General features: G+C 61.9%; 12 protein-coding genes. 5 read left to right on the forward strand and 7 right to left on the reverse strand.

Features of this window, described 5'->3' with window-relative positions; translation table 11 throughout:
* Nucleotides 1-22: 22 nt before the first annotated feature.
* Nucleotides 23-3,121 carry an efflux RND transporter permease subunit gene (locus tag HDC30_RS22465; RefSeq protein ID WP_183784982.1) on the reverse strand — a complete coding sequence of 1,033 codons (3,099 nt, stop codon included), beginning with the start codon at nucleotides 3,119-3,121 and terminating at the stop codon, nucleotides 23-25.
* 15 nt (nucleotides 3,122-3,136) lie between these two features.
* Nucleotides 3,137-4,294: an efflux RND transporter periplasmic adaptor subunit gene (locus HDC30_RS22470; RefSeq protein WP_096797435.1), complete on the reverse strand. Its 1,158-nt coding sequence runs from the start codon at nucleotides 4,292-4,294 to the stop codon at nucleotides 3,137-3,139.
* A 275-nt stretch (nucleotides 4,295-4,569) separates the two neighbouring features.
* Between HDC30_RS22470 and HDC30_RS22475 the strand changes: the two genes are divergently transcribed.
* Both HDC30_RS22475 and HDC30_RS22480 read left to right on the forward strand, forming a co-directional pair.
* On the forward strand, nucleotides 4,570-5,271 hold the full coding sequence (locus HDC30_RS22475; protein ID WP_003224662.1) for a response regulator transcription factor: 702 nt from the start codon (nucleotides 4,570-4,572) through the stop codon (nucleotides 5,269-5,271).
* Nucleotides 5,272-5,275: 4 nt separating this feature from the next.
* A complete protein-coding gene (locus HDC30_RS22480) occupies nucleotides 5,276-6,577 on the forward strand; it encodes an ATP-binding protein (RefSeq protein WP_183784984.1) in 1,302 nt (433 codons plus the stop codon).
* A gap of 113 nt (nucleotides 6,578-6,690) precedes the next feature.
* On the opposite strand, the gene pncA is transcribed toward HDC30_RS22480, so the two are convergent.
* The 4 genes from pncA to HDC30_RS22500 form a co-directional block, all read right to left on the reverse strand.
* The gene (gene pncA, locus HDC30_RS22485) at nucleotides 6,691-7,317 is read right to left on the reverse strand and encodes a bifunctional nicotinamidase/pyrazinamidase (RefSeq protein WP_097089688.1); all 627 of its coding nucleotides are present in this window, start codon (nucleotides 7,315-7,317) and stop codon (nucleotides 6,691-6,693) included.
* Nucleotides 7,318-7,366: 49 nt separating this feature from the next.
* Nucleotides 7,367-8,125 carry an anti-sigma factor gene (locus HDC30_RS22490; RefSeq protein WP_183784986.1) on the reverse strand — a complete coding sequence of 253 codons (759 nt, stop codon included), beginning with the start codon at nucleotides 8,123-8,125 and terminating at the stop codon, nucleotides 7,367-7,369.
* Nucleotides 8,122-8,580 (reverse strand): sigma-70 family RNA polymerase sigma factor, encoded by a 459-nt coding sequence (locus HDC30_RS22495; RefSeq protein ID WP_260319956.1) that lies wholly within the window; start codon nucleotides 8,578-8,580, stop codon nucleotides 8,122-8,124. Before HDC30_RS22495 ends, HDC30_RS22490 begins: the two co-directional genes overlap by 4 nt.
* 90 nt (nucleotides 8,581-8,670) lie before the next feature.
* Nucleotides 8,671-9,204 carry a tetratricopeptide repeat protein gene (locus HDC30_RS22500; RefSeq protein WP_027611978.1) on the reverse strand — a complete coding sequence of 178 codons (534 nt, stop codon included), beginning with the start codon at nucleotides 9,202-9,204 and terminating at the stop codon, nucleotides 8,671-8,673.
* 175 nt (nucleotides 9,205-9,379) lie between these two features.
* Between HDC30_RS22500 and HDC30_RS22505 the strand changes: the two genes are divergently transcribed.
* The 3 genes from HDC30_RS22505 (at nucleotide 9,380) to nudC (ending at nucleotide 12,024) form a co-directional block, all read left to right on the forward strand.
* Nucleotides 9,380-10,153 (forward strand): class I SAM-dependent methyltransferase, encoded by a 774-nt coding sequence (locus HDC30_RS22505; protein WP_183784988.1) that lies wholly within the window; start codon nucleotides 9,380-9,382, stop codon nucleotides 10,151-10,153.
* A gap of 221 nt (nucleotides 10,154-10,374) precedes the next feature.
* Nucleotides 10,375-11,187 carry a crotonase/enoyl-CoA hydratase family protein gene (locus HDC30_RS22510; RefSeq protein ID WP_027611976.1) on the forward strand — a complete coding sequence of 271 codons (813 nt, stop codon included), beginning with the start codon at nucleotides 10,375-10,377 and terminating at the stop codon, nucleotides 11,185-11,187.
* 6 nt (nucleotides 11,188-11,193) lie between these two features.
* On the forward strand, nucleotides 11,194-12,024 hold the full coding sequence (gene nudC, locus HDC30_RS22515; RefSeq protein WP_183784990.1) for an NAD(+) diphosphatase: 831 nt from the start codon (nucleotides 11,194-11,196) through the stop codon (nucleotides 12,022-12,024).
* On the opposite strand, the gene HDC30_RS22520 is transcribed toward nudC, so the two are convergent.
* On the reverse strand, nucleotides 11,992-12,771 hold the full coding sequence (locus tag HDC30_RS22520; RefSeq protein ID WP_007951261.1) for a TSUP family transporter: 780 nt from the start codon (nucleotides 12,769-12,771) through the stop codon (nucleotides 11,992-11,994). The genes nudC and HDC30_RS22520 overlap by 33 nt on opposite strands.
* Nucleotides 12,772-12,971: the final 200 nt, after the last annotated feature.

Consider the following 12,971-nt stretch of genomic DNA (forward strand, 5'->3'; position numbering starts at 1 on the left):
AGCAAGCCCGCTCCCACAGGGATCAGTGGTGTTTGGTAAAGCGTTGTACGAGCTTCATGACCACCACGAAGAACAACGGGACGAAGATCACGGCCAATGTCGCCGTAATCATCCCGCCGATCACTCCGGTGCCGATCGCCTGCTGGCTTGCCGAACTGGCGCCAGTGGCGATGGCCAACGGCACCACGCCGAGGATGAACGCCAGCGAAGTCATGACGATCGGGCGCAGACGCAGGCGCGCGGCTTGCAACGTCGCGTCGATCAGATCGTGACCTTCGTCGTACAGGCTCTTGGCGAATTCGATGATCAGGATCGCGTTTTTCGCCGACAGACCGATGATGGTAATCAGCCCGACCTTGAAGAACACATCGTTGGGCATGCCGCGCAAGGTCACCGCCAGCACTGCGCCGAGCACACCCAGCGGCACCACCAGCAGAACCGAAGTCGGAATCGACCAGCTCTCGTACAGCGCCGCCAGACACAGGAACACGATCAGCAACGACAGACCGAGCAAGATCGGCGCTTGACTGCCGGACAACCGTTCCTGCAACGACAGCCCGGTCCATTCCTGACCCAGACCCTTCGGCCCTTGGGCGACCAGACGTTCAATCTCCGCCATCGCTTCACCGGTGCTGTGCCCCGGCGACGGTTCGCCGGAAATCGCAATCGCCGGGTAACCGTTGTATCGGGTCAGTTGTGCCGGGCCTTGCGTCCATTTCGCCTGAACGAACGCCGACAGCGGCACCATGTGCCCGGCGTTGTTGCGCACATGCATTTTCAGCAGGTCATCGACCTGACTGCGCTGATCGCCTTCGGCCTGTACCACCACCCGCTGCATGCGCCCCTGATTGGGGAAGTCATTGATGTAGGAGGAACCCACGGCGGTGGACAACACGCTGCCGATGTCAGCGAACGACACGCCCAGCGCATTGGCCTGCTTGCGGTCTACCTCCAGTTGCACCTGCGGCGCTTCGGCCAGCGCGCTTTCGCGCACGTTCATCAGCACCGGGCTTTTCTCGGCGGCGGCGAGCAGTTCGCTGCGCGCCTGCATCAATGTCGCGTGACCGAGACCGCCGCGATCCTGCAGACGGAATTCGAAGCCGCTCGACGTGCCGAGGCCGTCAACCGGCGGCGGCAACACAGCGAACGCGATGGCATCCTTGATCTGGCTCAGGGCGATATTGGCGCGATCGGCAATCGACGTAGCCGAATCGTCGCTGCCGCGCTCCGACCAGTCCTTGAGGGTGGTAAACGCCAGCGCCGCATTCTGCCCGCTGCCGGAGAAGCTGAAGCCGAGAATCACCGTGCTGTCGCCAACCCCCGGTTCACTGGCGTTGTGCGCTTCGATCTGCTCGACCACCTGCACCGTACGGTTTTTGCTCGCACCCGGCGGCAACTGAATGTCGGTGATGGTGTAACCCTGATCCTCAACCGGCAGGAACGAGGAGGGCAGACGCGCAAAGCACAACCCCATGCCGATCAGCAGCACGCCGTAGATCAGCAGATAACGCCCGCTGCGCTTCAGCGCGTAGCCGACCCAGCCTTGATAACGATCGGTCAGTTGCTCGAAGCGGCGGTTGAACCAGCCGAAGAATCCGCTTTTCTCGTGGTGCTCGCCCTTGGCAATTGGCTTGAGCAGCGTGGCGCACAGTGCAGGCGTCAGCGTCAGGGCCAGGAACGCCGAGAACAGGATCGAGGTCGCCATCGACAGCGAGAACTGCCGGTAAATCACCCCCACCGAACCCTGCATGAACGCCATCGGGATGAACACCGCCACCAGCACCAGGGTAATGCCGATGATCGCCCCGGTGATCTGCTTCATCGCCTTGCGCGTCGCCTCTTTCGGCGACAGTCCTTCAGTGGCCATGATGCGCTCGACGTTTTCCACCACGACGATGGCGTCGTCCACCAGAATGCCGATCGCCAGCACCATGCCGAACATGGTCAGCACGTTGATCGAAAAGCCCAGTGCGAGCATGGTGGCGAAGGTGCCCATCAGGGCCACCGGCACCACCAGCGTCGGAATCAGCGTGTAGCGGATGTTCTGCAGGAACAGGAACATCACCGCAAACACCAGCAGCATCGCTTCGCCCAAGGTGTAAACCACTTTGGTGATCGAGACTTTGACGAACGGTGAGGTGTCGTACGGAATCTTGTATTCGACGCCGGCCGGGAAGTAGCGCGACAGTTCGTCCATCTTCGCCCGGATCAATGTGGCGGTCGCCAGCGCATTGGCCCCAGGCGCCAACTGCACGCCGACGGCGGTGGACGGCTTGCCATTGAGGCGCGTGCCGAACTGGTATTCCTGACTGCCGACTTCGACCCGCGCCACATCGCCGATGCGCACGGTGGAGCCGTCGGCATTGGCCTTGAGCACGATGTCGGCAAACTCTTCCGGCGTCGACAACTGCCCCTTGACCAGAATGGTCGCCGTGATTTCCTGCGAGGATGGGTTGGGCAAGTCGCCAATGCTGCCCGCCGAGACCTGGGCGTTCTGCGCGACGATGGCGGCGTTGACGTCAGCCGGGGTCAGGTTGAAACCGATCAGCTTCTGCGGATCGATCCAGATCCGCATCGCCCGTTCGGCGCCGTACAACTGCGCCTTGCCGACGCCGTCGATGCGCTTGATTTCGTTCATCACGTTACGCGCCAGATAATCACTGAGCGCTACGTCATCAAGCTTGCCGTCGCTGGAGGTCAGGGTGATCAGCAACAGGAAGCCGGCAGAGACTTTCTCCACCTGCAGGCCTTGCTGATTGACTGCCTGCGGCAGGCGCGACTCAACCACTTTGAGGCGGTTCTGCACATCCACCTGAGCCAGTTCCGGGTTAGTGCCCGGCTGGAACGTCGCTTTGATCGTCGCGCTGCCGAGGCTGCTCTGCGATTCGAAGTACAGCAGGTGATCGGCGCCGTTGAGTTCTTCTTCGATCAGGCTGACCACGCTTTCATCGACGGTCTGCGCTGAGGCGCCAGGGTACACCGCGTAGATTTCGATCTGTGGCGGCGCGACATCGGGGTACTGCGCCACCGGCAATTGCGGAATGGCCAGCGCACCGGCCAACAGGATGAACAGGGCGACAACCCAGGCGAACACCGGGCGATCGATAAAGAACTGCGGCATATGAAAGCGTCCTGCTTACTGACCAGAGGTCTGGGCAAGTGGAAGAGGGGTGTCGTCGATCTGCACTTTTTCGCCTGGACGGGCGTGTTGCAGGCCTTCGATGACAATGCGGTCGCCGGGCTTGAGGCCGCCGGTGACGATCCAGCGGTCGTTCTGCACCGCGCCCAGTTGCACCGGCTGCTGGGCCACGCGCATTTGCTCGTCGACAGTCAGCACTTGGGCGATACCCGCGCTGTCACGCTGCACCGCACGTTGCGGAACGGTGATGCCGTTCTGTACGGTGGCTTGTTGCAGACGTACACGGATGAAGCTGCCCGGCAGCAGGTCGAGATCGGGATTGGGGAACTCGCTGCGCAGAATGATCTGGCCGGTGCCCGGATCGACGCTGATGTCGCTGAACAGCAATTTGCCCGGTAACGGGTAGAGGCTGCCGTCATCCTGAATCAGCGTGGCCTTGACCTGATCCTGACCGACTGCCTGCAACTGCCCGGAACGGAACGCGCGACGCAGTTCGTTGAGTTCACGGGTCGACTGGGTAAGGTCGGCGTAGATCGGGTTGAGCTGCTGAATCAGCGCCAGCGGCGTGGTTTCGTTCTGCCCGACCAGCGCACCTTCAGTGACCAATGCACGACCGACACGCCCGGAAATCGGCGCGGTGACGGTGGCGTAGCCGAGGTTCAGCTTCGCCCGTTCTACCGCAGCTTTATTGGCTGCCACGTCGGCGGCGGTTTGCCGGGCATTGGCGCGGGCGTTGTCGTAATCCTGAGCGCTGATGGCCTTGTCATCGATCAACTGTGCGTAGCGTTGCTCCTGCAACCTGGCCTGGAAGGCATTGGCCTCGGCCTTGCGCAGCGCGGCTTCGGCGCTGTCCAGGTCAGCCTTGAACGGCGCCGGGTCGATGCGAAACAGCACGTCACCCTTTTTCACGTCGCTGCCTTCACGGAAGGTCCGTTGCAACACCACCCCGGCCACTCGGGCACGCACTTCAGCGATGCGCGGGGCGGCGATACGCCCGCTCAGTTCGCTGCTGATCGACAGGGGGCGGGCCTCGATGGTCTCGATGCGCACGGTAGCTGGCGGCGCTTCTTCTTCGGCCTTCGAGGACGAATCACAGGCGCTCAGCAACAGCGCAGCGGCGATCAGGCCGAGCCCGGCCAGCAGATTTTTCGACATGTACCACCCCCAATATTGAAGCCCGCATCCTAAGGCCAGACGCCGAGGGTAGCGGTGAAGCTTTGTAGGCGCTGTGTGAAATTGTGTAAGGGTTTTACTCAGGGACGGGTGAGGGCGTATATCCTTTACGCCTTGAAATTTATTGCGACAGATAAACCGTCATCGCGAGCAGGCTCACTCCTACATTGGAACTGTGCCAGACACGAACCTTGTAGGAGTGAGCCTGCTCGCGATGAGGCCCAAACAGTCGCCACTGCACTTTCCTGGAACACCCCATGCCCAACATCCTCCTGGTCGAAGACGACACCGCCCTCGCCGAACTGATTTCCAGCTACCTGGAGCGCAACGGTTATTCCGTGAGCGTGATCGGCCGTGGCGACCACGTGCGCGAACGGGCACGGATCAATCCGCCGGACCTGGTGATTCTCGACCTGATGCTGCCGGGTCTCGACGGCCTGCAAGTCTGCCGCCTGCTGCGTGCCGATTCGGCAACCCTGCCGATCCTGATGCTGACCGCCCGCGACGACAGTCACGATCAGGTGCTGGGCCTGGAAATGGGCGCCGACGATTACGTCACCAAACCCTGCGAGCCACGGGTTTTGCTGGCCCGAGTGCGTACTTTGCTGCGGCGCAGCAGCCTTGGTGAGCCGATGACGGTCAATGATCGCATCGTCATGGGCAATCTGTGCATTGACCTGTCCGAGCGCACCGTGACCTGGCGCGAGCAACCGGTGGAACTGTCCAGCGGCGAGTACAATTTGCTGGTGGTGCTGGCTCGGCATGCCGGGGAAGTGCTGAGCCGCGACCAGATCCTGCAACGCCTGCGCGGCATCGAGTTCAACGGCACCGACCGCTCGGTGGACGTGGCGATCTCCAAGCTGCGGCGCAAGTTCGACGACCACGCCGGCGAGGCGCGCAAGATCAAGACGGTATGGGGCAAGGGCTACCTGTTCAGCCGCTCCGAGTGGGAATGCTGAGCTGATGTTCAGAATCCTGTTTCGCCTGTATCTGGTGACGATCGTCTCCTACAGCGCGGCGATCTATCTGGTGCCGGATCTGGTGATCATGGCGTTCCGCGAGCGCTTCATCACCTACAACCTCGACTACTCGCGCGGCCTGCAATCGCTGATCACCCGGCAGTTTCACGCGGTGCCGCAGGATCAGTGGCCGGCACTGGCGCAGTCGATGGACAAGGACTTCCAGCCGCTGCACATCGCTCTGGCGCGCATCGACGACGCCGGGTTCGCCGCCGCAGAGCAGGTGCGTTTGCGCGCCGGGGAAAACGTGGTGCGTATCGGCGATTGGGGATGGCGCACCTTGGCGGTCACGCCGCTGAACGAAGACGTCGCTGTGCAAATGGTGGTACCGCCGGATCCGCTGGACGTCAATCTGTTGTACTGGAGCATCAACGTGCTGATCGGCGCGAGCATGCTCGCCTGCCTGCTGCTGTGGATTCGCCCGCACTGGCGCGATCTGGAGCGCCTCAAGGGCGCTGCCGAACGCTTCGGCAAGGGCCACCTGAACGAGCGCACGCAGATCCCCGCCAGTTCCAACATCGGCAGCCTGGCCAACGTGTTCGACACCATGGCCGGCGATATCGAAAATCTGCTCAACCAGCAGCGCGACCTGCTGAATGCGGTGTCCCACGAATTGCGCACGCCGCTGACCCGTCTGGACTTCGGTCTGGCCCTGGCGCTGTCCGATGATTTGCCGGCGACCAGTCGCGAGCGCCTGCAAGGACTGGTCGCACACATTCGGGAACTGGATGAGCTGGTGCTGGAACTGCTGTCCTACAGCCGCCTGCAGAACCCGGCGCAGTTGCCGGAACAGGTCGAGGTTTCGCTGGATGAGTTCATCGACAGCATTCTGGGCAGTGTCGATGAAGAACTGGACTCGCCGGACATCGTCATCGATGTGCTGCTGCACGGTCAGCTCGAACGTTTCACGCTGGATCCGCGCCTGACCGCCCGAGCGATCCAGAACCTGCTGCGCAATGCCATGCGCTATTGCGAAAAACGCATTCAGATTGGCGTGCAGGTCAGCCCCGATGGTTGCGAGATCTGGGTCGACGACGATGGCATTGGCATCCCGGATGATGAGCGTGAACGGATTTTCGAACCGTTTTATCGACTTGATCGCAGTCGTGATCGGGCTACCGGCGGCTTTGGTCTGGGCCTGGCCATCAGCCGTCGGGCGCTGGAGGCGCAGGGCGGGACCTTGACGGTTGAAAGTTCGCCGCTGGGTGGGGCGCGGTTCAGGTTGTGGTTGCCTGACATGACTTGACCCGAAACCCGTGGGAGCGGGCTTGCTCGCGAAGGCGGAGTGTCAGTCGACATAAATTAATCTGACACACCGCTTTCGCGAGCAAGCCTGCTCCCACAGGGGTTTTGTGTTGGTCAGATCAGTTGGTTCGATTGAATCAAGCCAACCCCGGCCGTCTGCATCCGCTCCATCGCCGCTGCCAGTGACCCATCCCTGTCAATGGCACGACAGGCATCCAGCACCACGAACGCGTTGAACCCCGCCGCCCGTGCATCCAGCGCAGAAAACATCACGCAGAAATCCAGCGCCAGACCGACCATGTACACCGTGTCGATACCGCGCTCCTTCAGATAACCGGCCAGACCGGTGGTGGTGCGCCGGTCCGCTTCGAGAAACGCCGAATAGCTGTCGATGTCCGGATTACAGCCCTTGCGGATGATCAGTTGCGCGTGCGGCAGGTTCAGCTCGGGGTGAAACTCGGCGCCGGCAGTGCCTTGCACACAATGCTCCGGCCAGAGTACCTGCTCGCCGTAGGGCAACTGAATTACCTCGTAAGGCTGGTATCCGGGGTGGCTTGAGGCAAAGGACGCGTGGCCGCTCGGGTGCCAGTCCTGGGCAATCACCACCTGTTTGAACAGGCCACCGAGGCGATTGATCAGCGGCACGATCTGATCGCCTTCGGGCACGGCCAACTGGCCGCCGGGGATGAAGTCGTTCTGCACGTCAATGACCAGCAGGGCGGTGCGGGGTGAAATCTGCATCGGGGCTTCCTCCTTGGATAATCACCCGCTCAGCATAGTGGAGCGGCACTCACGCGCCCAGCTTGTCGACCAGGTGTTTTGCCAGGTCTTCCAGCGCCGGCGCCGGGTTGTGCCCGATCAACATCCACGCATGCTCACCTTCGGTCCAGTACACCACGTTCATTTCGTGGCGCCGTTCGTGCGCCAAAGGCTGGCTGCCACTGTTGGAGCGAGTCACGCACAAGGCCAGCGGCCCGTGTTTCGCATCGAGATAGGTCAGTTGCGCAATCGGCACACCGTCGTACTCGAGCATTTGTGCACGCTTGAGTTCGGCGCCCGGCAACTTCACCAGTGCCGGCGACAGACTCAGCCCCAAGCGTGCATCTACCGCACGCAGTTGCGATCGCTGGCTGGCTTCGTCACTGGGCAGGTGATCGAGGGTTTGCGGCACATACAGTGCCATGTAGTCGCCCACCAGGGCGCGCCAGTTATGCGTTTGCTGCGTTTGCCAGGCGAGAAACAGGCGATCGGCCAACACGCCGCCCGCCAGCAGACTCGCGGCGGCCGCACCGATGAACCAGCGTCGGCTCAGGCCTGGCTGCTGAGGGGCGGGGATGGCATCAAGGCGCGCCTGCAAACGTTCCAGCGGTGCCTGTTGCGCCAGTTCGTCATAGGCTTCCTTGTACGGCAGGCTGCTGCGTTCGAACCATTGCACGCGCAGGCTGAGCAACGGGTCGTCGGCAATCGCGCCGTCGAGTTGGGCGCGATACGCGGGGTCCAGCTCGTCGTCGAGGTAGGCCACCAGTTGTTCGTCGGAGGGCTTGTTCATGGGTGGTCACCTCCGGTGGTTTTCGGCACGGCTTGCAGCGGCGGGTACTCGGCCAGTTTCAGTCGCGCGGTGGCCAGACGGCTCATCACCGTGCCGATCGGCACTTGCAGGATCTCGGCGACTTCGCGGTAGGACAGGCCTTCGACATAAGCCAGATACACGGTTTCGCGCTGGGTTTCCGGCAACGCATCGACCCGGCGAATCACTTGCGCCGCCATCACATGAGTCTGCGCGGCGTATTCGCCATCGAAGGCCAGTTGCGCGTCGGCATCGACCTGACCAGCGCCCTGACGCACCCGGCGGGCGCGCACTTCGTTGAGCCAGATTGAATGCAGGATGCTCAGCAGCCAGCGATCCATGCGCGTGCCGGCCACATATTGGCCGACACGTTCCAGCGCCCGCACACACGTGGCCTGCACCAGATCCTCGGCCACGTGACGATTGCGCGACAGCAGCAGGCCGTAGCGCCACAGCCGCGCCAGATGCTGTCCGAGTTCCGCTCTGAATGCCTGATCGCTGACGATGATGGCGTTCCTTTATCTATGTCAGGTTTTCGATGAATCGTTGATGGCTTCAGCCAGGTCCTGGTATTCCTCGCAGGCGGTGCCGCAAATCGATTTGATCTGCTGCAATTGCTCCTGCGCCAGGTCGACGCGGCCTTTGATCACATAGGCTTCGCCGAGGTATTCACGCACTTGCGCGTACTGCGGATCGAGTTTCACCGATTGCAGGTAATAGCCGATGCCTTCATCGGTACGCCCCAGTTTTCGTGTGGCGTACCCGCGATAGTTGAGGGCCTTGGCGGTGTTCGGTTGTTGCAGGGTGTCGAGCAGGGCCAGGGCTTCTTCGTAGCGACCGTCCTTGGCCAATCGGTAGGCATAGTCGGTGCGATCGGCATCCCGTACGGCGCTGCTGGTCTGCAGCACACATTTCTGTGATTTGCTGTCCCAGACCTGGCCTTTGGGGCAGTTGGGCTTCTGCACGGGCGCGCTTTCATCACCGTTGGCAAACGCCATCGATGCGGACAACACGGTGACCAGCAGCAACGGGGCGGCGAACATAACGGAACGGATAGTCATGGGCAAGGCTCCACAGAGGGTTATGTTTCACTTTGAACACCACAGCCCGGCATTTTATTCATTGCTTTGTCAGGCTCTGTTCAAGGTACGCGCAAATCGCGGCGTTATGCTCGGCTACGCCCGCCGTCCATCCAGCGCTTTGCCATGCCCCGGCGCTGACACACGAGGAACTGCCATGAAAGATCAGGTCCATCACTCCGCTGCTGCCGGCTACAAGACTGCCGCTGACACCTACATCAAGGGCCGCCCGGACTATCCGCCGCAGGTCAGTCAGTGGCTGACCCAGACGTTGGGTCTGGACAGTCACAAGACCGTCATCGATCTGGGCGCCGGCACCGGCAAGTTCACCGGACGGCTGGCGGCCACCGACGCGCAGGTGATCGCCGTGGAACCGGTGGCGCAGATGCTGGAAAAACTTTCCGCGGCCTGGCCGCAGGTGTTGGCGGTGAGCGGTACCGCGACCGATCTGCCACTGCCTGACGCGTCGGTGGATGCAGTGGTCTGCGCGCAGGCGTTCCATTGGTTCGCCACCCCGGAAGCCCTGACGGAAATCGCCCGCGTGCTTAAACCCGGCGGCAGACTCGGGCTGATCTGGAACCTGCGCGATACACAGGTCAGCTGGGTGCCGAAACTCGACGCTATCGTGAATGCGCTGGAGGGGGACACGCCGCGTTACTACACCGGCCAATGGCGTCAGGCGTTTCCGCATCCGGCGTTCGGGCCGTTGCAGTTGCAGCAGTTTCATCATGGACACACCGGCTCGCCCGAGGACGTGATCTTCAATCGGGTGCGCTCCACCAGTTTCATTGCGGCCTTGCCGCAGGCGCAGCGCGACAGGGTTGATGAGCAGATTCGCGCGTTGATTGCCTCGGAGCCGGCGTTGCGTGGGCGGCATGTGCTGACGGTGCCTTATGAGACGGCGGCGTATGTGGCGGTGAAGGGCGGTTAGATCGGCGGTACAGCACTTCGCGAGCAGGCTCGCTCCCACAAGGATCGGTGGTGAATGCAGAAACTGCGTTCACCGAATATCAATGTGGGAGCGAGCCTGCTCGCGAAGAGGCCAGCCCTGACACTGCATCTCTCGAAGCAGTCCCGCATTTGGCCGAACCGCCATTGTCATGCCTTGTTATAGTTCGGGCCTCATTTTCAGCCCGGTAAAGGATCACTGCCATGACTCAATACACCGCCTTCAGCGTCGAACTGGCCGACAACATCGCGCATGTGCAGATCAATCGCCCGGAAAAGATCAACTCGATGAACGCCGCGTTCTGGAGCGAGATCGTCGAGATTTTCCAGTGGATCGATGACACCGACGAAGTGCGGGTGGTGGTGCTGAGCGGCAACGGCAAACACTTTTCCTCCGGCATCGACCTGATGATGCTCGCCGGCGTCGCCAATGAACTGGGCAAGGACGTCGGCCGTAACGCGCGCCTGCTGCGGCGCAAGATTCTCACCCTGCAAGCCTCGTTCAACGCCGTCGACAACTGCCGCAAACCGGTACTGGCGGCGATTCAAGGCTATTGCCTCGGCGGTGCGATCGACCTGATCGCCGCGTGCGACATGCGCTACGCCGCCGAAGACGCGCAGTTCTCGATCAAGGAAATAGACATCGGCATGGCTGCCGATGTTGGCACTTTGCAACGGTTGCCACGGATCATCGGGGACGGCATGCTGCGTGAACTGGCTTACACCGGGCGCACTTTCGGCGCAGATGAAGCGCGCAGCATCGGTCTGGTCAATCGTGTTTACGCTGACAAGGAGCTGCTGCTCGAAGGCGTGATGGACATTGCTCGCGAGATCGCCAGCAAATCGCCAATCGCGGTCACCGGCACCAAGGAAATGATCAGCTACATGCGCGACCATCGCATCGACGACGGCCTCGAATACGTTGCCACCTGGAACGCCGCCATGTTGCAATCCACCGACTTGCGCGTGGCCATGGCCGCCCATATGAGTAAACAGAAACCCGAATTTCTGGATTGAGAAACCATGACAGCTCGCTGGACCACTGCAGTACTGGACACCGATCAACCCGGCGGCTGGGCCGTGGCGCGCAGCCCCGAAGGCTTTCTGTTCGATGACAACGGCGCGCTGTTCCCGCGGGAATGGCTCAAGCGTCAGGAGTTGTCGATTCTCACCGAACACGGCATCGGCCATCTCGATGGCGAGCCGGTGTATCTGCTGGAATTGCACAGCTCCAGCGACGTGCCGGGCTGCAACTGGAAAGGTCTGCGGGCGTTCATGCTCGAAGGCGATCACACCGTCTATAAGGTGCTGGGCTATGCCGCGCAGATCGGCACCTGGGCGCGTGAACATCGCTTCTGCGGCAACTGTGGGCAGGCGATGACGCAGGTGCCGCGCGAGCGAGCGATGTATTGCCGGCCGTGCGACTTGCGCAGTTATCCGCGCATTTCGCCGAGCATGATTGTGCTGATCACCCGCGGAGACGAGATCCTGCTGGCGCGTTCACCGCGTTTCGTCACCGGGGTCTACAGCACGCTGGCCGGGTTCGCCGAGCCGGGCGAGTCGGCGGAGGACTGTCTGATTCGCGAGGTGCGCGAGGAGGTCAGCATCGAAGTGAAGAACATCCAGTACATGGGCAGCCAGTGCTGGCCGTTCCCGCATTCGATGATGCTCGGCTTCCATGCCGAATACGCCGGGGGCGAGATCGTCTGCCAGGAAGACGAGATCGAAGACGCCCAATGGTTCAACGTGCACGATCTGCCGCCGTTGCCGGCGTCAAAATCGATTGCCCGTTATCTGATCGACGTCTACGTGGCCCGCCGCTTAGGCCACGCTGAACCAGTGTTGCCAGGCTAGGCGCACGGTCAAACCCAATACCACGGTGATGAACACCGGACGAATGAACTTGGCGCCGCCGCTGATCGCGGTGCGCGCCCCGAAGAACGCGCCGACCATCACCGACAGGCCCATGCTCAGGCCGATGATCCAGTCCACTTGCCCGGAAAACACGAACACCGACAGCGCCGCGATGTTGCTGACGAAGTTCATGCTGCGCGCCACCCCGCTGGCCTTGACCAGGTCGATCGGGTAGAGCAGCAGGCTGCTGACGGTCCAGAACGCACCCGTGCCGGGGCCGGCCACGCCGTCGTAGAAACCGAGACTGAAGCCTTGGGTCGATTGCCATTTCTTCTTGATCGGCGCGTCGCTGTCCAGCGGCGCTTTTGGCGTGCCGCCGAACAACAGATACAGGCCACAGGCGAAGACGATCACCGGCAGCATCTTGTTCAGCCATTCCGCCGGCAGGTAGTGCGCGACGACAGCACCGGTGAGCGCGCCGACCAGGGTGCCGACGATCGCGTGCATCCACTGCCGGGGGTGGAACAGTTTGCGTCGGTAGAAGGTGAAACTGGCGGTGGCCGAGCCGAACGTCGAACTCAGTTTGTTGGTGCCCAGCACCAGGTGCGGTGGCAGGCCGGCAGTGAGCAGCGCCGGGGTGGTCAACAGACCGCCGCCGCCAGCGATGGCGTCGATGAAACCGGCAATGAAAGCGACGAGGGCCAGAACGGCCAGGGTGGTGAGGTCAACGCTGAGTTCGAAAGGCATGGAATCGGCTTATTCGGCAGGGCGCAGAAGGGCTGCGGGGAAGGGCTGACATGTTACTCATTTCCAGGTGTTGCGGCGACCCGTAAAGCCCCATCGCTGGCAAGCCAGCTCCCACAGAGATCTCTAGTGAACACAAATGTTGCGAACATACCGGAAACCTGTGGGAGCTGGCTTGCCAGCGATGAGGTCAGCTCAGACAC

This window comes from Pseudomonas sp. JAI115 (genome assembly GCF_014200835.1).
GTDB lineage: Bacteria > Pseudomonadota > Gammaproteobacteria > Pseudomonadales > Pseudomonadaceae > Aquipseudomonas > Aquipseudomonas putida_A.

Bases quoted from the DNA above. Each gene is read 5' to 3' on its own strand.
- HDC30_RS22510 (WP_027611976.1), top strand. From the start codon at position 10,375: ATGACTCAATACACCGCCTTCAGCGTCGAACTGGCCGACAACATCGCG.
- HDC30_RS22505 (WP_183784988.1), top strand. From the start codon at position 9,380: ATGAAAGATCAGGTCCATCACTCCGCTGCTGCCGGCTACAAGACTGCC.
- HDC30_RS22465 (WP_183784982.1), bottom strand. From the start codon at position 3,121: ATGCCGCAGTTCTTTATCGATCGCCCGGTGTTCGCCTGGGTTGTCGCC.
- HDC30_RS22520 (WP_007951261.1), bottom strand. From the start codon at position 12,771: ATGCCTTTCGAACTCAGCGTTGACCTCACCACCCTGGCCGTTCTGGCC.
- HDC30_RS22480 (WP_183784984.1), top strand. From the start codon at position 5,276: ATGTTCAGAATCCTGTTTCGCCTGTATCTGGTGACGATCGTCTCCTAC.
- HDC30_RS22475 (WP_003224662.1), top strand. From the start codon at position 4,570: ATGCCCAACATCCTCCTGGTCGAAGACGACACCGCCCTCGCCGAACTG.
- HDC30_RS22490 (WP_183784986.1), bottom strand. From the start codon at position 8,125: ATGAACAAGCCCTCCGACGAACAACTGGTGGCCTACCTCGACGACGAG.
- pncA (WP_097089688.1), bottom strand. From the start codon at position 7,317: ATGCAGATTTCACCCCGCACCGCCCTGCTGGTCATTGACGTGCAGAAC.
- nudC (WP_183784990.1), top strand. From the start codon at position 11,194: ATGACAGCTCGCTGGACCACTGCAGTACTGGACACCGATCAACCCGGC.
- HDC30_RS22500 (WP_027611978.1), bottom strand. From the start codon at position 9,204: ATGACTATCCGTTCCGTTATGTTCGCCGCCCCGTTGCTGCTGGTCACC.
- HDC30_RS22470 (WP_096797435.1), bottom strand. From the start codon at position 4,294: ATGTCGAAAAATCTGCTGGCCGGGCTCGGCCTGATCGCCGCTGCGCTG.